This window comes from Pseudomonas tehranensis (assembly GCF_014268615.1).
In the GTDB taxonomy this organism is placed as follows: domain Bacteria; phylum Pseudomonadota; class Gammaproteobacteria; order Pseudomonadales; family Pseudomonadaceae; genus Aquipseudomonas; species Aquipseudomonas tehranensis.
Map to the genome: position 1 here is coordinate 13,091 of NZ_JABWQV010000012.1, position 24,488 is coordinate 37,578.

Consider the following 24,488-nt stretch of genomic DNA (forward strand, 5'->3'; position numbering starts at 1 on the left):
ACTGACCCACTCGATAGGTAACGAGCGCCTAGCCTACCAATATATCAATGTGCCACCAACCGCAGGCGCTCAACGGTCATTCCTCACATCGTCACAAGATTTCCAGGCTTGGAGGAGCATCAGCTTCCGCTGCCGTAATACTGCGCCATGTAATCCACAAACACTCGAACCTTGGCCGGCAAATTCCGCGCATGCGGGTAAAGCGCATAGTAGTGCCGCTCCCCAAGCGTGTACTGCGGCAGAATCCGCACCAGTCTTCCCGTCAGCAGGTCATCCTGCACCGTCGCCAGGGTAAACGCGGCAATGCCTCCGCCCGCCAGAGCGCAGGCGTGCAAGGCGGTGATGGTGTCCGTATGAAAGCTGCTGGCGCAATCCACCGTGCTCGACGCCCCTGCTTCCCCCACCAGCACCCACTGCGTGGCCGAGGCATACGTCAGCAGCCGATGGTCGTTGAGTTCAGCAACGTCGCGAGGCAGCCCGCGCTTGAAGACATAGGCCGGTGCCGCCACCAGTACCAGCGGCGAAACGCTGAGCAAGCGCGCGACAAGACTGCTGTCGGCCAGCGGCCCGCAAATCCGTAACGCTACATCGAACCCATCGGCCACCAGATCGACAAGCGGATCCGAGCAGGACAGATCGACCTGGATGTCCGGATAACGCGCCTCAAATGCCGGCAACCAACGGGCCAGCTCCAGCGTACCGATCACCAGCGGGGCACTGATGCGAAGCAACCCCGAGGGCCGTTCCTGTTCCAGGGTCACCGCCTGGGACGCGGCATCCACGCGATCCAGAATATCCACGCAAGCAGCGTAATAGCGTTCGCCTGCTGCGGTAAGGCTCATGCGCCGGGTATTGCGATGGATCAGACGCACGCCCAGCGCGGACTCCAATTGCTGCAAGTTGCGCGACACCGACGAGTGAGTGGTGTCCAGCCGCTCGGCCGCGGCTGAAAACCCCTGAGCCTCCACGATGCAGCGAAACACGCGCAGGGCGAGCATCTGATTCATATTTTCAGCGTACCGGCAGCTTGATGATTTGGGCGGTGGTCATCACATCACCGAAAGTATCCTCGACCTCGGCCAATGCGGCCTTGTGCAAGGCGTCCTTGTCGATCGCTTCGCCACTGACTCGGGTGATCGCACGGGTAGCCGATGCATCGGAGGCGACCAACACATTGTAGCCAAGCGGCGCCGCATCACGGGCAGCACCGGCCACGCAGGCGTGGGTCATGAGACCGGAGATGATCAGGTTTTCGATGCCCGCGCTCTTCAAACGCTTGTCCAGGTCGGTACTGCCGAAGACGCTGACCGTGGTCTTTTGCAAAACAACATCCTGAGCCCTGGGCTGCATGTCCGGGTGGAATTTCACCGTTTCGCCACCCTCGGCAAACACCGCCGAACCGGCCGGCGCAATGTGCTGGATATGGAACACCGGCATGTGGTGGTCATCGGCGAAGTCAATCAGTTCGCGGGTGTTGGCCAAGGCAGCGGCACCGTCAGGGATGGGCATTTTGCCGGTGAAATATTCGTTCTGAAAATCGATGACCAGTAACGCGGTTTTACCGGCCGGGAGTTGGCTGACCGGTGCCGCGCCGGCCATGGCGCGAATGGTGGGATGGGTATCAGCCAGTGCGCCGGCGCTGGCGACAATACCGGAGAACGCACAGGCGGCGAGCAAACGACGGGTGAAACGTTGCATAAGGGATTCCTTCATGGGTGGTTGAGTGAAGAAATCCTAGGGGGAGCGTTCAGGCGGGAACACAGTGCGGCTGGAACAGGACTTGTTTGTTTTTCGCACAAATCCACCGCTTCAGAGGGTGGGTCAGAAGGAAACGGCCGGTTCCCCCAATATCTGGCACTGCCGATGACACACAACCCGATTGCGTCCGCCGGTCTTGGCCTGGTAAAGCGCCTGGTCGGCGTCGTTGAGCCAGAAAGTCGCGTCGCCATAGGCCGGGTTGAAGGCCGCCAGGCCAATGCTCAGCGTGACTTTTAGCGCAGGGACCTGCTCGCACCCGAGCAGGGCGAATCGCTCACGCAGGCTCTCCATGGCGAGCACGGCATTGTGCAACGTCAGGTCCGGCAGAATCACGCCGAACTCGTCCCCTCCGTAACGCCCGACAACGTCGGCGGCCCGCAGGTTTTGCCTGAGCATCTTGCCAAGCTGACGCAACACCATGTCGCCGGCGCCATGGCCATAGGTGTCATTGATGGCTTTGAAGTGGTCGATGTCCAGCAGCGCAATCACGCCGTGACCTGTCCCATCGTGTGGCTGTCGCAGGCAGCGCTGGAATTCTTCATTGAGCCGGTCCTTCCAGGCCCCGTGATTAAGCAGACCGGTCAGGCTGTCGGTACGACTCAGGGCCAACAACTCGCGCTTTTGCCGGCCCAGGGCGTCTGTCTGGCGAAAACAGATCCAACCCAACGCCAGCGGATAGATGCACAACAACGGCAAACTGGCGTAGAGCTGCGCCGAGCTGGTCATGGGCACGCTGGTCAACGGGAAGATTGCGGCGCCCAAGGCGATGCCCGCCATTTGCACTGCCGCCCCGGCGAACATAAAACGCAAGCCCCCGATGGAGACGTTGTTCATCGCCATCATCGCCAGCGTAACGGCCGTGGGCAGTGGATTGAATTGCATCGCCGCGACCCAGAAACCGCCAAGAAAGGCGTCGATCAGCAAGTTGCGGCGTTCGGCCTGGAACGGCAGGGCCGCGCGACGGGCCCATTGATAGGCCACATGCGGCCATATCAGGCCGCTGAAAAGCATGGCTCCCCAGACCCAGGGTGCCGGGTCGAGGGGATAGACCGCGACACTCACCAGCAACAACCCCAGCGCCAGGCCCAGGATTCGTGAGGTGTAAAGCCTCCTGGCCAATGACAGTCCCTTTCGTCCCGTTTGGTGCATAGAGACCTCTGTACCGAGGGCTTCCCGGGTATGGGGAGGGGTTGATTGAAGTCTATCAGGGCGGCATCAAATAGCCACTACCAATAGAGGGATATTTATTCGCCTTCAAAACGCAGGGTTTTGTTCGGATTTTGGCTATACATGACAAAGGGAATCGGCAACCACCACCAGAAAGGAGGCCCATGCGCAGCTATCAGGTGTTGATCATCGGCAGCGGGTTCGGGGGCCAGTGCGCGGCAATCAATCTCCTCAAAGAGGGCATAAAGGATTTCCTGCTTTTGGAGCGACGGGATTTCTTCGGCGGCACCTGGTGCCAGAACACCTATCCCGGCGCGGCGGTAGACGTGCCGTCCCCGTTGTATTCGCTCTCATTTGCCGCTTACGACTGGAGCCGGATGTTTGCCGGCCAGGAGGAGCTGTACCGTTACACCCGGCACGTAGTCGAGCGCTTCGCCCTGCAGGACAAGGTGCAATTGGGCGCGAATGTGCAGCGGGTGGCATGGGACGACAATGCCCGACATTGGGTCGTCGATACTGCCAGCCAAGGGACCTTTCATGCGCAATTCTTGATCAATGCCACAGGCCCCCTCAGCCAACCGGTGATCCCACCGTTCGAAGGCAGGGATCGCTTCCAGGGCAAGACGTTTCACACCAATGATTGGGATCACGCCTACGACTATCGCCATAAACGCGTCGCCATCGTGGGCAGTGGCGCCAGCGCCGCCCAAGTCATCCCGACCATTGCGCCGCAGGTTGCCCATCTACACGTGTTCCAGCGCACGCCCCATTGGGTACTGCCACGTCGCGACCGCGCGTTCAACCGCCTCGAACGCTGGTTGCTGAGCCTGGCGCCGATGCGCACCCTGTTGCGCTGGTCGATCTACTGGCGATTCGAAACCCGGGTGATTGCTTTCAAATATTCACGACCGGTGGTGCGCATGGTCCAGCGCCAGGCCCTGAAAATGCTTGAGCGCCAGGTGCCGGATCCGGTCCTGCGTCGTCGCCTGACCCCTGACTACCTGATCGGCTGCAAGCGCGTCATCCTGTCCAATACGTTGTATCCGGCCCTGTGCCGAGCCAACGTCAGCGTGCATGGCCAGGAGCAAGGTATCGCCGCCCTCGATGAAACCGGTATCGTCACCCGGGACGGCCAGCACATCCCGCTGGACCTGATCGTCTGGTCGACAGGCTTTGACGCTACCGATGGGGTGATTTCCTATCCCGTCACCGGCCGCAACGGCACCCGACTGCACGACGTCTGGGCCCAGTACCCGCGAGCCTACCTGGGTACCAGCCTGCCAGACTTCCCCAACCTGTTCATCGTGACCGGGCCCAACACCGGCATTGGTCACACCTCGGCACTGTTCATCATCGAATCACAGATGAACTACATCCTGGGCTGCATCCGCACCTTGAACCGGCAAAACCTGCGCTGCATCGAAGTGCAGCCCGCGGCCGAACAGCGCTACACCGAAATGATTCACCGGGAAATGCAACGCACCGTATGGAAATCCGGTGGCTGTCACAGCTGGTATCAAAGCAAAAACGGCCACGTCGTCGCGATGTTCCCCGGTTTCAGCTTCACTTATCACTATCTGACTCGTCGGCTGCGGTTGGCCGATCACATTCTGTCCTGACCCTGGAGGGCAAAGCATGTTGGTGTTGTGGGTAGTCCTCGCCGTGTTCATCGCCTGGAGCTGGCTGACGTATCCAGGCATCGGCCATGTGCTGTACGACATGGGCATGGCCCTGGAGGCGCGTTTGTACCGACTGCACAAGATCACGGTGCCCATCAGCGAGATGACCGTGTCGACCTGGCAAGGCGGGCCCTACGAAGCGTCCGGGAGCATATTGATGCTGCACGGCTACAGCGCCGACAAAAACCTCTGGCTACGTTTTGCCCGGCATTTTGTCAGCGACTACCGGGTGGTGATTCCTGACCTGGCCGGTCATGGCGAAACCGGCTTCAAGGCCGGCGGCGGTTATGACATTCCGACCCAGGCCCGGCGGGTGATCGAACTGCTGGATGCCTGCGGCCTGGACAAGGTCCATGTGATCGGCAACTCCATGGGCGGTCATCTCGCCGCCTGGCTGGCGGCGACTTCCCCGGAACGGATACTCACCCTGGCACTGATCGATCCGGCCGGCGTCACCGCGCCCGAACCCAGCGACATGGAGCGGCACCTGGCAGCCGGCCACAACCCGTTCCTGGTGCGCTCGCGGGACGACTTCGCTCCTTTCTACGCGATGACGATGGCATCGCCGCCGTGGGTCCCGAGTGTGGTGCTGGCGGCGCTGGCCGAGCGTTATGAGCAACGCCGGGATGAACTGGAAGAGATCTTCGTGGATTTTCGCGCCAGCCCGCCGATGGAGCCGCGCCTGCCCGACATCCGCGCGCCTTCGCTGCTGCTCTGGGGTCGCAAGGACCGGCTGATCGACGTCAGCAGCGTGCCCGTGTGGAGCAAGGGCATCGCCGACTTGCGTGTGGAAATCTGGGATGGGGTCGGCCACATGCCCATGGTCGAACGCCCCGGGAGAACCGCCGCGCTGTATCGCGATTTTCTCAAGGGCCTGGGCCAATGACCTTGATGCCGCTGAGCCACGGTGAAGTGGGCGGATCAGTCCCTGACAGAATGAAGTCCTGAAGATTCTTCGTTTGTCGACGCTGGTGAAGGCTGCGATCTTTCCTCCCACTTTCCCACAGCTTGCGCCAGGAATTCTCACAATGAGCTTCGTCAGTCCCGACCTGATCCGCCAACGCTTCTCCAAGGCGATGTCCGACATGTACCGCGACGAGGTGCCGCTGTACGGGGCACTGATGAACCTGGTGGAACAGACCAATGCTCAGGTGCTGGTCAACGACCCGCACTTGGCCGAACACCTGCGCAGTACCGGCGAACTCCAGCGCCTGGACCTGGAGCGCCACGGCGCGATCCGTGTCGGCACCGCCGCAGAACTGGCAACCCTGGGGCGTCTGTTCGCGGTCATGGGCATGCACCCGGTGGGCTACTACGACCTCACACCCGCCGGGGTGCCTGTGCATTCTACGGCCTTTCGAGCCGTGCATGAAAGCGCCTTGCAGGTCAGCCCATTCCGGGTGTTTACCTCGTTGCTGCGTCTGGAGCTGATCGAAAACACCGAGCTGCGGGCCTTTGCCGAATCGGTACTGAACAAGCGCCAGATCTTCACCGCCACAGCGCTCCAGCTCATCGACCTCGCCGAACGCCAAGGTGGTCTGACCCAACCACAGGCTGATGACTTCGTCCTGCAGGCCCTGGAAACCTTTCGTTGGCACCACAGCGCCACCGTCACGGCCGAGCAATATCGGCAACTGAGCGCCCAGCATCGGCTGATCGCCGACGTGGTGGCTTTCAAGGGCCCGCACATCAATCACCTGACGCCACGCACCCTGGACATCGACATCGTTCAGGCCCAGATGCCCGTGCACGGCATCACCCCCAAGGCAGTCGTCGAAGGCCCGCCCCGTCGGCATTGCCCGATCCTGCTGCGCCAGACCAGCTTCAAAGCGCTCGACGAACCTGTAGCGTTCACCGACCAGCCCCAATCCCAAGGCAGCCACAGCGCCCGCTTCGGCGAAATCGAGCAACGGGGCGCCGCCCTGACCCCGAAAGGTCGTGCACTCTACGATCAGTTGCTGAACGCCGCTCGGGATGCGCTGGGGGAATTTCCCAACGAAGCCAACGCCGAACGCTATAACGCACTGATGACCGAACATTTTGCCCAGTTTCCTGACAACCACGATGAGCTGCGTCGGCAGGCACTGGCGTACTTTCGCTATTTCGTGACGCCAAAGGGCCTCGCTGCCAAAGGCACGATCAAGCAATCGGCCTCGCTGGAACACTTGCTGGAAGCGCAATACCTGCGCGCCGAACCCTTGGTGTACGAGGACTTCCTGCCAGTGAGCGCCGCCGGCATCTTCCAGTCGAACCTCGGCGATGCAGCCCAAATTCACTACGCCGGACAGTCCAATCGCCAGGCATTCGAGCAAGCGCTGGGACAACCGACCATCGATGAGCTGCGGCTGTATGCCGAAACGCAACAGCGCTCCATGGATGAGTGCATGTCCGCCTTGGGAATGTAGGAAAAAACCGAAAGCCGAATGCGTAAGAAATTGCGCGTCCGGCTTGCCAACTACGCAACTCCTCGCGCGCATACCTCTGTACCCGGAGCGCTCATGGACCGGTTATTGATCCCAACTTATTGATATAAATAATTTTTATAGAAGATGGCATGGCTCTTGATAACCGTCAGGCCACCTGGGGACGATTCCTTTCCCAGGTCCCTTTAGTTATCCCGCAAGGAGAGCATCCATTGGCTACCCCCGCTTACATGTCCATCGAAGGCACCAAACAAGGTCTGATCACTGCCGGCGCGTTTACGGCCGACTCGGTGGGCAATACCTACCAGGAAGGTCATGAAGATCAAGTCATGGTGCAAGGCTTCGAGCACCAGGTCATCATCCCCCGCGATCCTCAGTCGGGTCAGCCAACCGGCCAGCGCGTGCATAAACCCCTGGTCATCACCAAGGTGTTCGACAAGGCCTCGCCGCTGCTGCTGGCGGCCCTGACCTGTGGAGAACGCCTGACCAAAGTCGAGATCCAGTGGTACCGCACCTCGGCAGCCGGCACCCAGGAGCATTACTACACCACCACCCTGGAGGACGCGATCATCGTCGATATCAAGGACTACATGCTCAACTGCCAGGACCCGGCGAACGCGCACTTCACCCATCTGGAAGATGTGCACTTCACCTACCGCAAGATCACCTGGACCCACGAAGTCAGCGGCACGTCGGGCTCCGATGACTGGCGTTCACCAGTCGCCGGTTAATCGTCGATAGATATCGATTCAGGATGGTGTTCGCCCAGTGCGACGGCCTCGGCATTCCATGCACTGGTAAAGAGCCTGACACTGGGCGAACGGGCATAATAATAGTGGAACTTGCAAAATATGTGCGCGCGCTTGTTTAAATAATTATTTATCTTTAGTCGTAATTATTAATGCCCAATCAATCGCCGTGACGAGCCAGCCCGTTCTCCTTAGGCCGCCCAGCAACCGCTGTTTTTTGGGTCGTTTGGCAGCCGGCGCGAGCGGGCTCTCTTTCCACGAACTTCGCTAAACTCCAGTGCGCCTACAGAGCTATACAAACAGCTATACAAAATCCAACAGCAGTATAAAAAACATATCCGCTACGCCAAACAAGACCTGGCAAGTAAAGCAGCATTAACAAGTGCGTCTTCAAGACCGCGCGATCTATCAATCCTCAGCCCTGTCGCGCGGTCTTTTGTGCATCCGTCTCCCCCGCTTCAGTATCGCCTTCCTGCTGTTTGCGTTTAGTCGGATCGTTGGGGCGCAGGGCGTCGTTGTCACGCTCCACCTCACCCGGCATCGCCGGCTCGTCTGGATTGTGCGACGTTTGATCACTGGGTTTCATGGCGAACTCCTTGATTTTTCGGGCCTGCGCGTCAGGCGTCAGGATCAGCGACTTCTTCAGCGACATTGGCGTCGGGTGAACGATGGTGCAGTTGCTCGGCCTTGGCCTTGAGTTCCTGCCACTGTGCCAGGTCGATAGCGCCCTGGCCGAACAGGTCATCGGCCACCCGCATCAGCTCGGTGAAATGGACGTCGGGCGACTGCTGCCAGTAGGTCTTGTCGTCGAACAAGCGCTGCCAGTCGGCCAACGAGGGAAGTGTGAGGTCATCGCTCATGACGGACTCCTCAGAGACATTCATAAGGTATGAGGGTCGACGTTCCCGGGGAGTTCCAGCGATTCTCAGTAGCCGGTCATTTCCAGGTAACCGTTGCCGCTGTGGCTGCCGCTCAGGTGCACCGGTCCTTCCCAATAGGGAATGCGCAGGTTCATCCAGGCGTTGGGGTTCAAGGCATCGGTGGTGATGTCGAGTCGCTTGCCGGGGATCCTGATCGTCCAGCGCACCGGCATCGAGCGCCCGGCAACCTCGGCGGTGTCCAGTGGTTCAAGGCTGATCTGATCGGCGTGCAAGGTCTGCGCCTGGCCTTGGGCATCGATCCAGGTGCCCGTGAGGTATGGCGCCCCATCCTTGTGGCGCATGCGGTAGAGCATCACATGCTCGCCGCTGTCCAGGTGCAGGGAAAACCAGTCCCATCCCGTCTGGTTGGCAGTCAGTGGCTGGCTGCTCCATTCGCGGTCGAGCCAGGCCGGGCCGCTGACCGTATAACGCTGGCCATCGATTTCCACATGGCCGCTGGCCTGGAAGAACGGTTGGCTGTAGTAGTACGACGCCTGGCCCTGTTCGGATTTCTGACTGAACCCCTTATCGCCCTGCAGCACCAGCGGACGCGTCGACGTGAGGCGCAACTCATAACTGAAGTGTGGGCCACTGGCCTTGAGCTGCATGTCCGCCAATGGATCGGCCCCCAACGCTTGGGTAGCGAACCGCCAGTCATCGATCCAGGCGTCGAAAGGACTCGTCTGCACCCCCGCCTGGCCCACGCCGCCGCGGGCATAGCGCTCGGCGGCATGGTGGACGGCGCTGGAAGTGACCGCAGCATGACCGAGCCAGATCGTCTGGTTGCGCCAGCCGCTGGCCTGGGGCGCGGCGTTCAGGGCGCTGCGAAACAGCGTCCATTGCACACCGTAATCGCGGCCCTCGGCATCCTTGAGATTGGCAGTGACGTACCACCACTCGATGCGAAACCCCTCATGAACGCCATGATCGGCGGGAAAGCTGAAGGCCCGCCCCGGCACCACGGGCGTGAATGCGTCGGCCTGTTCACCCAGGCCGGCGAAGCCTTTTGGCGGCGGTTGCCGGTTGTCACAACCGCAGAGCAGCAGCGCCATCAGCATCAAGCCCAGTTTAATCTTCATGGGCAAAGGTCCTGAGCAAATCCGCCGGTTGCGTGCGGTACAACGCATACAGCGGCCAAGCCGACGCCAGCAGGGTGGCAAGCATCGCCAGACCCAGCAACTGCGCCAATTGCCACGGGAACACCCGCAACGGCAGGCGCCAGCCGAAGGCCTGCACATTGATCACCGCGTCCAGGCACCAGGCCAGGGCGATGCCCAGTGGCAAGGCCAGCACCAGGGTCAATAGCGCCAACAGCCAGGTCTGGCCCAGATTGAGCAACATCAACTGCCGGCGCGTTACCCCCAGCGCCCACAGCGGCGCCAACTGACCGAGGCGGCTTTGGCTCTGGGTCAGCAGGCTGATGAACAGCGCCACCCCCGCCACCGCCAGCGTCAGGCTATTGAGGGCAGCGGTGGCGGCGAAGGTGCGCTCGAATACTTGCGTCGACCAGCCCTTGAGCCGGGCCTGATCGACAATTCGGCTGTCATCCAGGCTGAACCGGGCCTGTAAGGCCGTCAGTAACGCCGGGATCGCGGAGGGTTCGATGCGCAGGTTGAAGCGGTTCGGCGTCAGTTGCGGCCAATGTCGCAGCAAGTGGTCGGCATTGACCAGCACATGGCCCTTGGGGTTGCCGTAGTCGGCATAGATGCCGACGAGGCGCGGCGTCCAGGGGCCCTGGGGCGTCGCAATAGTCAATTGATCGCCAATGTTCACGTTGAGACGCCGGGCCAGTTGTTCGCTGAGCATCAACGTGTCACCCGCGGCCAGTTGCTCCCAAGGCTTGTCGGAAACCGACTCCAGCAACGGCCAATGCTGGCGATAGGCGCTGTGATCGATGATGCCGTAGATGTCCGTCGGCCAGCCCTGCAAAGGGATAGAGACCTGCCAGTTGGGCAATATCGTGGTGATCGCCGACTGCTCCTTGAGCCAGGTTTGCAGCTCACCCGCCTGGGCCGGGGTTTGCGGACTGATGTACAGCTCGGCGGTCAACCGTTGCTCGAGCCAGTCACTGAAAGTCTGGCGAAAACCGGCGGTCATGCTGCCGGCACCGATATTCGCCGCCAGTGCCAGTAGCAACGCCATCAGTGCCAGGCTCAGCGTCGGCAATTGCTGACGGCAGTCGGCGAGAAACCATTGCCCAAGTACCGAACGACTGCGGCGCAACAGCAACTTCAGCGCGCCACTGAGCAACACCGGTAAAGCCAGGGCAGCGCCCAGCAACAACGCCGTCATCAAGACAAAACCGCTGCCCAGGCTGTCACCCCAGATCAACGCCGATACCGCGAGCAACCCCGCCAATGTCGCCACCCACCCCTGGCGCCGCAGCCAGCGGGCATGGGCCTGATGCCAGGCCTGGGGATTGGCCAGCGCCAACAGCGGCAGGCGCGCCGCCCGCAGCAAACTGTCGGCTCCGGCCAATAACGCACCGAGCAGGCTCAGGCCCACGCCGCTGAGCCACCACCACGGGCTGAGGTTCAGGTGGCCGGCCACTTCGGCGCCGTACAGGCCGCGCAGGCTCGCCGCGACATCGGGCAACAAGAGGCTGGCCAGCCAGTAGCCGCTGAGCACCCCGGCGATTCCGCCGAGCAAGGCCAGCGCGCCCAACTCAAGGGCCAGGCTGGCGACCAGCACCCGCGCACTGACGCCACAGGCCCGCAGGGTTCGCAGCAAACTACGGCGTTGTTCCAGCGCCAGGCCAATGGCGGCGTGAACGATGAACAACCCCACCACGAAGGACAGCACCCCCAAGGCGTCGAGGTTCAGGTGAAAGCTTTCGGTCAGGCGTGACAGATTGTTTTCTTCATCGGCGTGCTTGAACTGCAGCCGGCCGTGGAACGCCGTCGGCAAAGGCGCGGTGAACGTGGCAGGCAATAGCAAACGCGACAGCTGGTCCGGCCGTCCAAGTACCCGCTGGGCGAAGCCGATGTCCATCAGCAGCACGCCAGGCGCCATGTCCGCCTGGATAAGCAACGGTGGCAGGGATTGTCCATCGACCGTCCGGGGCCGATCACCCTCACTCAGTCCCAAGGCCTGCAAGGTCTGCGCATCGATCCAGGTGCGGCCAGGGTCAGTGAAAAACGCCACCACGTCGGCCATCTCCCGGACCTGCCCCGCCACTGCCGCTCCGGGGGGCAAAGACACCGGATCGATGCCCATTAACTGCAGGCGCTGATCCTCGTGCCCCTGCAGCGTCACCCGAGCCTGCAACACGGGGGACACCGGCCATCCCAGGCGACGCAGATCGACAAACCATTGTTGAGTGAAGGTGCCGCCGCCGGGCGCACTGAGGCTGGCCTGGGGTTCACCACCAATCAGCTGGCTGGCTCGAGCGTAACTGTCCCGAGCCTGACTGTTGAGCGCCTGCACGCCGGTGAGCAGGCTGGTGGCGAGCCAGAGACCGGTCAGGACGCTGAAAAACTGCACAGGGTGCTGACGCCAATGGCTGAGCAAGGCCTTGAGCGTCTGGCGAAGGATCATCACCCTTGGGCCACCTGCGCCAGACGTCCGCCCTGCAATACCACCCGACGGCTCAGACGGGCTGCCACCCGGGGGCTGTGGGTCACCATCAGCAGGCTCGTCGGGCTGCCGTCCAGCAACTCCAGCAACAGTTGCAACACCTCGTCGCTGGTGGTTTCGTCGAGGCTACCGGTGGGCTCGTCAGCCAGCAACAAGGGCGGCCGCGAGGCCAGTGCCCGCCCCAATGCCACCCGTTGCTGCTGGCCGCCGGACAGCTGTTCGGGATAGCGATGCAGCAGTTGCGAAAGGCCGAGCCGTTGCACCAGATGGGTCTGCCAGGCAGGGTCATAGCGACCGCACAGGCGAGCCTGGAACGCCAGGTTATCCTCCACCGGCAAACTGCTGATGAGGTTGAACTGCTGGAACACCAGGCCAATTTCGGTACGTCGCCAGCTCGCCAGTTGGCTTTCGCTCATGCCGTCAAGCCTGCGCTCGCCAAAGCGAATGCTGCCACGGTCGACCTTGTCCAGACCGGCAACCAGATGCAGCAAAGTGCTTTTCCCGCTGCCGGACTCACCCATCAGGGCCAGGCTTTCGCCAGGGGCCAACGTCAGGTCGATACCTTGCAGCACCGGCAATGGCCCTTGCGGCGTGGCATAGCTCTTATATACGTCGCGAACTTCAAGCATGAAAAGGCTCATGGTAAACGTGAGGCTCAGGATAGCGGAGTTGGGTGACGGGGACAGATCAAGGATGCGCTCAGGCGACGGGCAAACACCGCGGGTCGTCTGCCCCGCCTAGTTTTGCCCGGCGCCTTGCGTGGGCGCGAGCCTGCTTGCGATGACTGACTCACATTCAACATTTCTATCAGCCGATACACCGCTATCGCAAGCGGGCTCTCACAGCGATTGCGCCTGCCCCTGTGCTCTATCAAATGGCGGAAGGCAGCCGGAGTCGAACCTGCCCGGGAACGGATGCCGTCCCCAACCGGGTTTGAAGCCCGGCCGCGCCACCGGGCGCGATTGCCTTCCTTGAACTCAGTCTTCTTTTTGGGCCAGTGCATTGTCGAGCCGGATGTGGCGCCGGTCGCCAAAGCGTCGGGTCAGGCCGATTCGGTCGAAGTACTCCAGAATCTGAATACTGCGCTTGCGCCCCAGGCCCACGGCATCGCGAAACGCGGTGACCTGAATCACCGGATCATCGCTGGCCAGTTGCACCAGCATAGCCGCCAATCGGCGCACCAGGATCTCGGTATAAAACAAGTCACGGACCACTTGATGCATCAACCCCAAACGCGCCATCTTGCGCAGCAGCAGGCGTACGGTGGCCTCTTCATGGCTTGTCGCTTTAGCCAGATCACGCACCCACGGTGGATCGAAACCCGCCTGTTCGAACAACGGCTGTAATTGTTGCCACAGGGTTTCATCGTCTTCGCTCAATCGCACTTGGTGATCGGGCAAGTGCAGCCAAGGGCCGCTGGCGACGATCGAACCGCTGGCCAGTAATTCGTTGAGCAGGCTGATAAAGGTCGGCCGGTCCAGCGCGGTGCCGGCGAAGCGACGCAGGCGATCCCTGTCTGGCCCCATTTGATCCGGTTCGAGTTGATGAAAGCGTGCCAGGTGTTCCAGCAGTGGCGCTTTCAAGGCCTCCCAGCGGGCGGCGCTGAACAGCAACGGCCCTTGCCGCGTATCGATCAAGCGCACGTCATCGGGCAACACCCAGCTATCGCGCGGACGATTGAACTGGCGTTCCAGACGCTGCGGATCGAGCCCGGTGTCGCTGTTGGCCAGCAGCGCCGGCAGTGCGTCTTCAAGGCTGGTCGTGGTGGCCAGCGTCTTTAGCTGCGCCAATCTTTCGGGGCTACGGTGGTGTCGGGCCGGGGCGAACGGGTCAAGCACCCGGCCACCGCCGAGAGTGCGTTGAGCGCTTTGGTCGCGCAGGATCAAACGATCGCCCTTCACCGCCAGCACCGGCGCGTTCACCCGCAATTGCGCGAACATCTGCTCACCCGGTGCCAGGCTGACGCCCTCCAGCAAGACCACTCGCCCGGTCACGTCCTGAGTGCCGAGATGCACGTGCACTGGCTGAAAGTGCTCGAAGCTTCGCGCCTCGCTGACCAACAAGGTCATCTCGATATCCAGACGCTGGGGCGGCGCATGCAGCCATTCGGCCAACAACCATTGGCCCCGGTGAACCTGCTCCAGGGCCAAACGGTCGGCACTCAGGTTCAGCGCGACTCGCTGCCCGGCCGTTGCGCAGTCAGCCGCCTGATTCTGCGCATGCAGGCCTCGCACCCGCACCGGTTTGCCCAGCGGACTCAACATCAGCGTATCGCCCACGGCCACTTGGCCAGACAACGCGGTGCCGGTCACCACGATCCCGGCACCGGCCACACTGAAAGCCCGATCAATCGCCAGGCGAAAACCGCCGCTGGCGCTGCGTTGAAGCACCTCATGTTGCGCATCCAGCAAGGCGTTACGCAGTGCCTCGACGCCTTCGCCGGTCACACTCGACAGCGCGACTGTCGGCGCGCCGGCATAAGGTCCGGGTGCGAGCAATGCGTCGATCTGTTCTTGGACGGCTTGCACACGAACAGGGTCGACGCGGTCGCATTTGGTGATTGCAATCAGTGCCCGAGGGATACCCAGCAACTCGACAATCGCCAAATGTTCGCGGGTCTGAGGCATGACACCGTCATCGGCCGCCACCACCAACAACACCAAATCAATACCCTGAGCACCGGCGAGCATGTTGTGGGTAAAGCGCTCATGGCCGGGGACGTCGATAAAACCGGTCAGCGCCGCGCCCGGTTCCAGCGCCGCGTAGATGTAGCCGAGGTCGATGGTCATGCCGCGTTCGCGTTCTTCCCGGCGACGGTCGCCAGCCTGGCCGGTCAGTGCCTGGAGCAAGGAGGTTTTACCGTGATCGATGTGCCCCGCTGTGCCGACAATCACCCGTCCCGGCCCTCCTCCTGCAGTTGATTGAGTTGGGCCAACCACGCGGCTTCGTCGTCGAGTTGGCGCAGGTCCAGCCAAAGCGCATCGCCGTCGATGCGCCCGAGCACGGGAATCGGCAGCCGACGAAACGCGGCTTCCAGCCCCATCAATCGCCGCCCGCGCAGACGTTTGGATACGTTGGGCCGCAGGCATAACGCAGCACTCGGTAAGCGCGCCACCGGTTGGCTGCCGCTGCCGATCATGCCCAGCGCTGGTACCGCGCTGATGCTCCAGCCGTCACCCAATACCTGTGCCAGTGGCGGTTGCAGGCGTTCGGCCTGGGCGAAGATGTCGGTTTGGGGGCGGGTCAGCAGGCGCAGACTTGGCAGGCGTTCGGCCAACCGCTCAGGATCGCGGTACAGCGCCAATACGGCTTCGAGGGCTGCCAGGGTTAGCTTGTCGACCCGCAGTGCGCGCTTGAGCGGATTCTTCTTGATCTTCGCGATCAGGTCTTTGCGGCCGACTATCAACCCGGCCTGGGGACCGCCGAGCAGTTTGTCGCCGCTGAAGGTAACGATATCCGCGCCATCGATCAGGGCCTGGCGCACCGTCGGTTCGGCGGGCAGGCCCCAGCGAGTCAGGTCCAGCAGACTGCCGCTGCCCAAGTCTTCGAGCAGCGGCAGTCCGTGGCGGTGAGCCAACTCCGCCAGTTCAGCCGTCGGCACCCGGGCAGTGAAACCTTCGATTGAGTAATTGCTCGCATGTACGCGCATCACCAGGCCACTGCGCGGACCGATGGCCGCCTCGTAATCGCGGGCATGGGTGCGGTTGGTGGTACCCACTTCGTGCAGCCGCACTCCGGCGCGGGCCATGATGTCGGGAATGCGGAAGGCGCCGCCGATTTCGATCAGTTCACCACGGGAAATGATGCCCTCCTTGCGCGCGCCCAAGCTATTGAGGGCGAGCAACACGGCGGCGGCGTTGTTGTTGACCACGGTCACCGCTTCGGCGCCGGTCAGTTCGCGGATCAACCCTTCAATCAACTCATCGCGGTCGCCGCGCTTGCCGCTGTGCAGATCAAATTCCAGATTGAGCGGATAGCGGGCGGCGAGCTGAACGGCTTCGATAGCCGACTCCGGCAGCAACGCGCGCCCAAGGTTGGTGTGCAGCACCGTGCCGGTGAGGTTGAACACCCGCCGGACCTGGCTGCGATGCTGGATCGCCAGACGCTCACCCACCCTGCCCGCCAATACGTCGGGAGCTATTTCAACGGCAGCGAGTTCAACCTTGAGCATCGGCTCGCGCAGGTCCTCGAGCAGTTCCCGCAGGCCGGCCAGCAGCGCGTCACGCCCATAACGCTCAGCCAACACCTGGCAGGCGGGATGGCGCAGCAAGCTGTCAATCGAAGGCAGCCGCAAAACTGGGCTGGCGGAGGTTGCAGACATCAGAGGCTCCCGGAAGCGAATGACCGTCGCGTCTGAGTGTAGCCGCTGGGCTCATCGGGATAGGCTTAGGAGGACAGGCTCAGTCGCCTCCCGGTGCCAGCATCAGATTCGGCGATGGGCGCTGGTAGCCCTCCTGCTCCAGGCGCATGTCCAGCATCAGGCTGGACAGGTCCGCCGAGAGCGCTTCGGCTTCGGCGTCGTTTTCCAGGTAGCTCAGTTTCAGGTAGCTGTTGCAGCCGGGGCAGACTTCCGCCCGCAACGGCGCCTGATTGGCAGTATGACGGTCATCCTCGAAGCTGACGTACTGAAGTCCCTTGCTCTGTTCGCAATACACGCACTTGACCCGCACCGCATGCCATTCGCAAGCGCACAACGAGCACACCAGATAACGCAAACCGTTGTATTTGCCGCGATGACGAATCACTCCGGCCATCGCCGGTGAACCGCAGGCCGGGCATTGACTAAGACTGTCGCCGCGCTTGAGTTCAAGGTTCGGTGAGCTCAGCAGCCAACGGCTCCAGGCCGCTTGCAGCGCTGCACCGAGGAACGGCACCAGCTCTGCCGGCAGCATTGAATACTGTCCGCTGACCAAGGCAATCGCCCACGCCTTGAGCATCCCCGGGTTGGCACTACGCAAAGTCGCCACGGCGTTTTCTACCGCCGTTTGTGGCGGTGGCTGATAGCGCTGCAACAACGCTTCGAGATACGGCAACCAAACGTTTTCGCGCACCAGACTGTCGGCGGCGAACGGTGGCAAACCATGTTCCACGCACACCCGAAGACGTTCGGGATCGGGCATGGCGGCCACGGGCGGCTCGTCCATCAATTTCTGCTGAGCGTGACACAGCCCCGCGATCAAGCGCAGATAGTCCGCCATGGGATGCCCGTCGGCCAGGTGCTCCAGACGCAGCGCGCGCAAGGTGAACAGGTTATTCGGTGGCAGGTACAGAAACGGCGGTGAGCTCGCCGCCGCTTCTATCTGCCCAGGCTCAAGGATCGTGGCCACGGGGTCATCCTTTTTTGCTGATCGGTCGCTCAGGCGTCTCGTCTCGGGTCACTTCCCGGTACCAGAGTTCATGGTGTTTTTTCGCCCAGGCACGACTGACTCTGCCACGCACCATGGCATGGACCGAACCACGAATCCAGATACCCGCATAGATGTGAATGATGATGCTCAGCACCAGGATGAACCCTGCCAGCGCATGCAGCAGCATCGCCCAGCGAATACTGGTGATGCCGAAGTACGCGCTGAACCAGGCACGCCAGATCACCAACCCGCTGAACAGCAGCACCAGCATGCAGATCAGCAAGACCCAGAACAGCACTTTCTGCGCCGGGTTGTATTTGCCGATTGGCGGTACGCCCTCCTCCTCGTTACGCATGACCGTCCCGACGCGCGTGAGCCACAACCGGTCGTTGGCGCTGAAGTAATTCGCCCGCCAAAAACTGAACACCAGGCCGAGGAACAGCACAAACATCGCCACGCCCATATACGGATGCAGAATGCGCGTCCACGAACCGCCGCCAAACAGGTTGCTGAGCCAGAACAATCCCGGATGGAACAAGGCCAGCCCCGACAGCGCGGCCATGAGAAACAGAATCGCCACCAGCCAGTGATTGGTGCGCTGGTTGGAGGTGTAGCGCAGGATCGTTTTGTCGTTCATGGCCTGTCCTCCCCGCCGGGTTTCGTCGGATCAAAGGTGTGCACCGATGGATCGAATTCATGCACCGCCGGGTCGAGGGTGACTGGATGTTCGTCTTCCTCGACCCGTTGTGGCCCGACACGCACGTAATGGAAGAACCCAGCCAGCACCGCCGCGCCCATGGCCAGCAACGCCAGGGGTTTGCTCAGGCCTTTCCACAGGTCCACCAACGGACTGATCACCGGGTGATCCGGCAACCCGGCATACAACCTGGGTGTGTCGGCATGGTGCAGCACATACATGACGTGAGTGCCGCCGACGCCTTCGGGGTCATACAAACCGGCGTTTTCGAAACCGCGGCTCTTGAGGTCGACGATACGTTCGGCGGCGTGTTCTTTCATGTCTTCCTTGCTGCCGAAAACGATGGCGCCGGTCGGGCAGGTTTTCACGCAGGCCGGCTCCAGCCCCACCGCCACCCGGTCCGAACACAGCGTGCATTTATAAGCCTTGTGGTCCTTTTGCGAGATGCGCGGAATGTTGAACGGGCAACCGGTGATGCAATACCCGCAGCCAATGCAATGGTCCTGATCAAAGTCGACGATGCCGTTGACGTGCTTGATGATCGCGCCGGGGCTCGGGCACGCCGCCAGGCAGCCGGGCTCGGCGCAGTGCATGCAGCCGTCCTTGCGGATCAGCCATTGGAGGTTACCGGCGTCGGTTTCATGCTCGGTGAAGCGCATCAAGGTCCAGGTGTCTGCGCTGAGGTCTTGAGGGTTGTCGTAAGTGCCGAGGTTGTGACCGACATCGTCGCGCAGCTCGTTCCATTCCGAGCAGGCGACCTGGCAGGCCTTGCAGCCGATGCACTTGGTGGTGTCGATCAGCTTGGCCACTTCCTCTTGCGTGCGCACCGAGGGCGGCATGGTGGTGGTGGCCGAACGGGCGATGATGTCTTGGCTGGCCATTTAGACTTTCTCCACGTTGACCAGGAACGACTTGGATTCCGGGGTCTGTGTGTTGCCATCGCCGAGGAATGGCACCAGGGTGTTGGTCAGGTAACCGTGACGGGTGGCGCCGGTGAAACCCCAGTGCAACGGGATACCGATCTGGTGCACCACTTGATTGTTGACCTGCAGCGGACGAATCCGCTTGGTCACCACCGCCACCGCTTCGATGTGCCCGCGCTTGGAACTGACCCGCACCCGGTCACCGGCAGCAATGCCTTTCTCCTTGGCCAGGACTTCGCCGATTTCGACAAACTGTTCGGGCTGGGTAATAGCGTTGATCGGGCAATGCTTGGACCAGAAATGGAAATGTTCGGTCAGCCGGTAGCTGGTCGCCGCATAAGGAAAGTCCTTGGCCTGCCCGAGAGTTTCCCAGACTGAATCGAAGATCCGCCCGGCCGGGTTGCTGGTGGCCTGCTTGTTGTTGGGGTGCATTGGGTTGATGCCAATGGGCGTCTCGAACGGTTCATAGTGTTCCGGGAATGGCCCTTCGTTCATCTTGTCGAGGGCGAAGAAACGCGCCACGCCTTCGGGGTTCATGATGAACGGGTTGATGCCCGCTTCCGGTGCGGCGTCGGCCTTGTAATCGGGCACGTCGGTGCCGGTCCAGACCTTGCCGTTCCACCACACCAGCCGTTTTTTCGGGTCCCATGGTTTGCCTTGAGGGTCGCAAGAGGCGCGGTTATAGAGAATCCGCCGGTTCATCGGCCAGGCCCAGGCCCACCCCGGGTTCTGCTTCATGCCGAAAGGATCGCTGTTGTCACGCCGGGCCATCAGGTTGCCCTGCTCGGTCCAGCTGCCGCAGAAAATCCAGCACCCGGACGCCGTGCTGCCATCGTCCTTGAGTTGGCCGAAACCGGACAGTTGCTGACCCGTCTTGATCACCGCGCCTGAAGCGTCGGTGACATCGGATACGGCGTAGCCGTTGAACTCCCGGGCCAGCTCTTCCGGCGCCGGGTCATCCGGCACTTTGTAGGGCCAGTCGAGCTTGAGGATCGGCTCGGCCCCGGCACCACCATTAGCCTGGTAACGCTTGCGCAGGCGCAAGAACAGCTCGGCCATGATCTTCACGTCCGTGCGCGCCTGCCCCGGGCCATCGGCACCCTTCCAGTGCCATTGCAGCCAACGACCGCTGTTGACCAGCGAACCGTTTTCTTCGGCGAAACAGGTGGTGGGCAGACGGATGACTTCGGTCTGGATCTCGGCCGTTTGCACATCGTTGTAAGGTCCGGCGTTGCGCCAGAACTCCGAGGTTTCGGTGGCCAGTGGGTCCATCACCACCAGCCACTTGAGTTTGGCCAGCGCCTTCATTACCCGGTTCTTGTCCGGCAAGGCTGCGATCGGGTTGAAGCCCTGACACATGTAGCCATTGACTTCGCCCTTGCCCATCATGTCGAACATTTTCAGGATGTCGTAGCCGGGAATGTCCAGTTTGGGCAGCCAGTCATAGCCCCAGTTATTCTCGGCAGTGGCATTGGCGCCGTACCAGGCTTTCATCAGGCTGACGTGAAACTTGCCGTAGTTCTGCCAATAAGACATCTGCCCGGGACGCAGCGGCTTGAGTGCGCGCTTGGCGATGTAGGCGTTGTAATCCTGTTCGGCCTCGGCCGGCAGGGTCAGGTAACCGGGCAGCAGGTTGGACAGCAAGCCCAAGTCGGTCAGGCCCTGGATGTTGGAGTGCCCGCGCAGCGCATTGACGCCCCCGCCCGGCATGCCGACGTTGCCCAGCAGCAGTTGCACCATGGCCGCGCTGCGGATCATCTGCGAGCCGGTCGAATGCTGAGTCCAGCCCAGCGCGTAGAGAATCGTCATGGTTTTGCCCGGTTGCGAGCAGGTGGCGATCTCTTCCCAGATTTTCTGCATTGCATCCACGGGCATGCCGCAGACCTGACTGGTCAGCTCCAGGGTGTAGCGGCTGTAATGCTGCTTCATTAATTGATAGACGCAGCGTGGGTCTTGCAAGGTCGGGTCGACTTTGGCGAAACCGTCCTCGCCGATTTCGTAGCCCCAGCCGGACTTGTCGGTATAGATGCGCTTGCTCGCGTCGTAACCGCTGAACAGCCCATCCTCGAAGCCGTAGTTGGCCTTGACGATGAATGACAGGTCCGTATAGGCGCGTACGTATTCGTGCTGGATCTTGTCTTCGGTCAGCAGGTAATTGATCAGCCCGCCCATGAAGGCAATGTCGGTGCCGGTGCGGATCGGCGCGTAATAGTCGGCCACCGAGGCCGTACGGGTGAAACGCGGGTCGACCACAATCAGCCGCGCCTTGTTGTGGGCTTTGGCTTCGGTCACCCATTTGAAACCGCAAGGGTGCGCTTCGGCGGCGTTGCCACCCATCACCAGAACCAGATTCGCGTTGGCGATATCGGTCCAGTGGTTGGTCATGGCACCACGGCCATACGTCGGGGCAAGACTTGCCACCGTCGGGCCATGTCAGACACGTGCCTGGTTATCAAACCCCAGCATGCCGAGACTGCGAATCACCTTGTGGGTGATGTACCCCGCTTCGTTGGACGATGCCGACGCCGCAAGGAAACCGGTGGTCAGCCAGCGATTCACCGTTTGCCCCTGGGCGTTGTTCTCGATGAAATTGGCGTCGCGGTCGGCCTTCATCAGGTCGGCGATGCGATCCAGCGCTTCATCCCAGGAGATTCGCGTCCATTGCGTGGTGCCGGGCTTGCGCACCTGCGGGTACTGGAGACGAGTGGGGCTATGAATGAAATCGAGCAGCCCTGCGCCTTTGGGGCAGAGGGTGCCACGATTGACGGGATGGTCGGCATCGCCTTCGATGTGGATGATGCTCTGGGCGACATTCTTCGCATTGTCACCCAGGCTGTACATGATCAAACCGCAACCGACCGAGCAGTACGGGCAGGTGTTGCGGGTTTCATGGGTATGGGCGAGCTTGAAATGACGCACTTGTTCGGCGAAAGCTGGCGTCGGGGCCATGCCCAGCGCGCCGAGGCTTGAGCCCGCAAGGCCGAGACCAGCGACCTTGAAGAACTGACGACGGTTGAGGTCCATCGTGCACTCCTGATCAGGTGGAAACCCGGTGCATTGGCCGGATTTTTCTGGACGATCACGGTGACGGCAACGGAACTACCGTCACTTCAAACTGTAGACAATGCTGTTTTTTGTGGTGGAAAAACCGACCGTCGGGTAATGCTGCCAGCCAGCCAGACACATAATTAACGAAGATCTACTGTGGGAGCGAACCTGCTCGCGATGACGGCGGCACATTCAACAGCGGTGCCGACTGCCCCGCCGCCATCTCGGCTTGAACCGGACCCGGTGTGACAATCTGCTTGAGATCGATATGTTTCCATTCAGGCGTCGCCCCCAGCCGCGCATTGAAGCGGTAGTTGAAGGTAAAGGCGTCTTCGGTCGGCTGGCTCAGGGATTTTCCATAAGTCGCTTCAACACCGGCCGGGTCGTACCCCATCAACTGCAACAGCGTCGGGAAGATGTTGTAGTGGCTGGAGCGGTCCTTGTTCTGTGCCCACGCCCGCTGCCAATCCAGGGTCTGCAACCGCGCGCCTTCTATGACCACCAGCGGCACCAGCCCTTCCTCCGCCACCGGGTCACCGCCGCAGTGGGTATTGAGCCCGGGGTTGCCGCGCTCGTGAAGGTCCTGACCGTGGTCGGAGGTGTAGATGAGCACGGCGTTGCCTAAATCGGCCTGCTGGAAGATCCGCCTGAAGAACTCTCCGACATTCCACAGCAAAGTGTTCTGGTAAGCGTTGCGGTATAGCTCCCAGTCACGGGTCCGGCCATCAAAACCGTCACGCTGGCCGGTATCGGCGACTTCGAGAAAGCGCCCACGCGGCAGTGCGGGACGATAGCTCATGAACTCATCCGGGTATTTGTCGTGCACGGGAAAATGCGCACCGAGCTTGTTCACCACCACCAGTTCGGCCCGGTCATTGCCCAGTCGCTCGATCAGTTGCGCTGCAACCGCCATGTCTCGCTCGAATACCGGGGTGCGGTCGAACTGCACGAAGTCGTCGATATCGTTTTTTTCGGTGTCGGTCATCAGGTTCTGAAGGTGACCACCGGTACGCTGGGCGTCGATATAGACCGTGCGCAACCCGGCGTTTTTAGCGTATTGCCAGATCGACGGCAACGTGCTGTTGATGCGCACGTAATCGGCCCGGGTGCCGCCGTAACGCAAGGTGACGTTGGTGTCGGCGCTGCAGTTGGCAATGGAAGCGGCGTAACCGAAATTGAACACCTGCACCCCATCGGGTGGCGTCTTGAGGCCCGTGTGCACGCCGAACGGCGTATTAATATCCAGATAATTACCAGCGACGCTTTCATCGATGATCAGCACAATATCATGCTCAATCGGCGATGTTGGCCGCGTCAGGCGGATCGGCTCCCGAGGACCGACGGTGTTGTGCAGGGCTTCGTAAACGAACAGATTCAGATAGGCCAGCGGTGTGTACATCACCGGCAGCCCCCGCGCGCCCTCGCCCGCCCGGACGAACAGGACACCACTGAGCAACAACACGCCCAACACAGGCGCGGCGATGGGCAAATAACCGGGCAATGACACCGACCGCCGAGGCTTGAGACCCAGTCCCAACAGCAGCAACAGGCCACCGGTGGCGGCGCTGACAATCACTTCGCGGTACTGCGAAGCCGCCTCCCCGATAAAACCACCCGAATACACCAGCGACACAAACTGGCTGTACGTCAGGTAGCTGTCGGTCACCCGCGTGTAAACCTCGAAGAACACCGCCGAACCAAACATTACCAGTGCGAACAGATGACGCACGAAGGTCTGGCGAATGTACGCACTCATCCACAGCGCCACCACCAGTACCACGAACATCGCGCCGAACAGCAACGTGGCGAAACCCAAACCCAAGGCATTCAGACGGTCAAGGTAATAGTCATATCCCCTGATCAGGTAGAGCACCAGCAACAGTTCCTTGAGGTATCGGAGCATGTGTTTCTCGGCGATAGGGCGGCGTTGGAGAGAGGGTCGTTTTCTGCACGTTAGCAGCGGCTTTGCAAAGCGCAAGAAAAGGGATGAACGGCCAAGGCGTCAAAAAAAAGTTAGCCCAAAAATGACACGCTTTAAGCCAGTCAAACGTAAAAATCTATGGATAAATACCGTTCATCGCCTAGTTAAACGCCGTTAAAGCCCTTTAAAAACGGCACTTTTCTAAACCAGTCAATGACTTGATATCAAAAGGCCAAGCTCCGTCGAGTTTGCCAACACTGACAACTGTCATTTTGCTGA

The 24,488-nt window shown here is 61.3% G+C and carries 19 protein-coding genes and 1 tRNA gene; 4 read left to right on the forward strand and 16 right to left on the reverse strand.

Annotated features, from left to right (window positions below; all coding sequences use genetic code 11):
* Window positions 1-119: 119 nt before the first annotated feature.
* The 3 genes from HU811_RS04665 to HU811_RS04675 all read right to left on the reverse strand — a co-directional run bounded on the left by HU811_RS04665 (window position 120) and on the right by HU811_RS04675 (window position 2,907).
* Window positions 120-1,007: a LysR family transcriptional regulator gene (locus HU811_RS04665; protein ID WP_186654324.1), complete on the reverse strand. Its 888-nt coding sequence runs from the start codon at window positions 1,005-1,007 to the stop codon at window positions 120-122.
* 4 nt (window positions 1,008-1,011) lie between these two features.
* On the reverse strand, window positions 1,012-1,698 hold the full coding sequence (locus HU811_RS04670; protein WP_186654326.1) for a cysteine hydrolase family protein: 687 nt from the start codon (window positions 1,696-1,698) through the stop codon (window positions 1,012-1,014).
* A gap of 123 nt (window positions 1,699-1,821) precedes the next feature.
* On the reverse strand, window positions 1,822-2,907 hold the full coding sequence (locus tag HU811_RS04675; protein WP_186654328.1) for a diguanylate cyclase: 1,086 nt from the start codon (window positions 2,905-2,907) through the stop codon (window positions 1,822-1,824).
* A gap of 182 nt (window positions 2,908-3,089) precedes the next feature.
* On the opposite strand from HU811_RS04675, the gene HU811_RS04680 reads away from it, so the two are divergent.
* The 4 genes from HU811_RS04680 to HU811_RS04695 all read left to right on the forward strand — a co-directional run bounded on the left by HU811_RS04680 (window position 3,090) and on the right by HU811_RS04695 (window position 7,758).
* On the forward strand, window positions 3,090-4,544 hold the full coding sequence (locus HU811_RS04680; RefSeq protein ID WP_186654329.1) for a flavin-containing monooxygenase: 1,455 nt from the start codon (window positions 3,090-3,092) through the stop codon (window positions 4,542-4,544).
* A 16-nt stretch (window positions 4,545-4,560) separates the two neighbouring features.
* Window positions 4,561-5,490, forward strand: coding sequence for an alpha/beta fold hydrolase (locus HU811_RS04685; protein ID WP_092400530.1), 930 nt, complete (start codon window positions 4,561-4,563; stop codon window positions 5,488-5,490).
* Between the two features lie 142 nt (window positions 5,491-5,632).
* Window positions 5,633-7,009: a 2-oxoadipate dioxygenase/decarboxylase HglS gene (hglS, locus tag HU811_RS04690; RefSeq protein ID WP_186654330.1), complete on the forward strand. Its 1,377-nt coding sequence runs from the start codon at window positions 5,633-5,635 to the stop codon at window positions 7,007-7,009.
* A 230-nt stretch (window positions 7,010-7,239) separates the two neighbouring features.
* Complete coding sequence (locus tag HU811_RS04695) at window positions 7,240-7,758, forward strand: Hcp family type VI secretion system effector (RefSeq protein WP_047228526.1); 519 nt, start codon at window positions 7,240-7,242, stop codon at window positions 7,756-7,758.
* A 433-nt stretch (window positions 7,759-8,191) separates the two neighbouring features.
* Here HU811_RS04695 and HU811_RS04700 read toward each other — a convergent pair whose 3' ends face one another.
* The 13 genes from HU811_RS04700 to HU811_RS04760 all read right to left on the reverse strand — a co-directional run bounded on the left by HU811_RS04700 (window position 8,192) and on the right by HU811_RS04760 (window position 24,191).
* Window positions 8,192-8,362, reverse strand: coding sequence for a hypothetical protein (locus HU811_RS04700; RefSeq protein WP_177193372.1), 171 nt, complete (start codon window positions 8,360-8,362; stop codon window positions 8,192-8,194).
* A 31-nt stretch (window positions 8,363-8,393) separates the two neighbouring features.
* A complete protein-coding gene (locus HU811_RS04705; RefSeq protein ID WP_047228527.1) occupies window positions 8,394-8,636 on the reverse strand; it encodes a hypothetical protein in 243 nt (80 codons plus the stop codon).
* A 65-nt stretch (window positions 8,637-8,701) separates the two neighbouring features.
* On the reverse strand, window positions 8,702-9,775 hold the full coding sequence (locus HU811_RS04710) for a lipocalin-like domain-containing protein (RefSeq protein ID WP_186654331.1): 1,074 nt from the start codon (window positions 9,773-9,775) through the stop codon (window positions 8,702-8,704).
* Window positions 9,765-12,233, reverse strand: a complete 2,469-nt coding sequence (locus tag HU811_RS04715) for an ABC transporter permease (RefSeq protein ID WP_186654368.1) — start codon at window positions 12,231-12,233, stop codon at window positions 9,765-9,767. The genes HU811_RS04710 and HU811_RS04715 overlap by 11 nt, the downstream gene beginning before the upstream one ends.
* Entirely contained in the window at window positions 12,233-12,901 is a 669-nt protein-coding gene (locus tag HU811_RS04720) for an ABC transporter ATP-binding protein (protein WP_186654332.1), read from the reverse strand. The genes HU811_RS04715 and HU811_RS04720 overlap by 1 nt, the downstream gene beginning before the upstream one ends.
* A gap of 246 nt (window positions 12,902-13,147) precedes the next feature.
* Window positions 13,148-13,243: transfer RNA gene (locus HU811_RS04725), tRNA-Sec, on the reverse strand.
* Window positions 13,244-13,249: 6 nt separating this feature from the next.
* A complete protein-coding gene (gene selB / locus HU811_RS04730) occupies window positions 13,250-15,166 on the reverse strand; it encodes a selenocysteine-specific translation elongation factor (protein ID WP_186654333.1) in 1,917 nt (638 codons plus the stop codon).
* Window positions 15,163-16,593: an L-seryl-tRNA(Sec) selenium transferase gene (gene selA / locus HU811_RS04735; RefSeq protein ID WP_186654334.1), complete on the reverse strand. Its 1,431-nt coding sequence runs from the start codon at window positions 16,591-16,593 to the stop codon at window positions 15,163-15,165. The genes selB and selA overlap by 4 nt, the downstream gene beginning before the upstream one ends.
* A gap of 79 nt (window positions 16,594-16,672) precedes the next feature.
* Entirely contained in the window at window positions 16,673-17,599 is a 927-nt protein-coding gene (gene fdhE / locus HU811_RS04740; protein WP_186654335.1) for a formate dehydrogenase accessory protein FdhE, read from the reverse strand.
* Window positions 17,600-17,603: 4 nt separating this feature from the next.
* Window positions 17,604-18,257, reverse strand: coding sequence for a formate dehydrogenase subunit gamma (locus tag HU811_RS04745; protein WP_186654337.1), 654 nt, complete (start codon window positions 18,255-18,257; stop codon window positions 17,604-17,606).
* Window positions 18,254-19,198, reverse strand: coding sequence for a formate dehydrogenase subunit beta (gene fdxH, locus HU811_RS04750; RefSeq protein ID WP_186654338.1), 945 nt, complete (start codon window positions 19,196-19,198; stop codon window positions 18,254-18,256). Before fdxH ends, HU811_RS04745 begins: the two co-directional genes overlap by 4 nt.
* Window positions 19,199-22,264 (reverse strand): formate dehydrogenase-N subunit alpha, encoded by a 3,066-nt coding sequence (gene fdnG / locus HU811_RS04755; protein ID WP_186654341.1) that lies wholly within the window; start codon window positions 22,262-22,264, stop codon window positions 19,199-19,201.
* Window positions 22,265-22,439: 175 nt separating this feature from the next.
* Window positions 22,440-24,191, reverse strand: coding sequence for a sulfatase-like hydrolase/transferase (locus tag HU811_RS04760; protein WP_186654344.1), 1,752 nt, complete (start codon window positions 24,189-24,191; stop codon window positions 22,440-22,442).
* Between the last annotated feature and the right edge of the window lie 297 nt (window positions 24,192-24,488).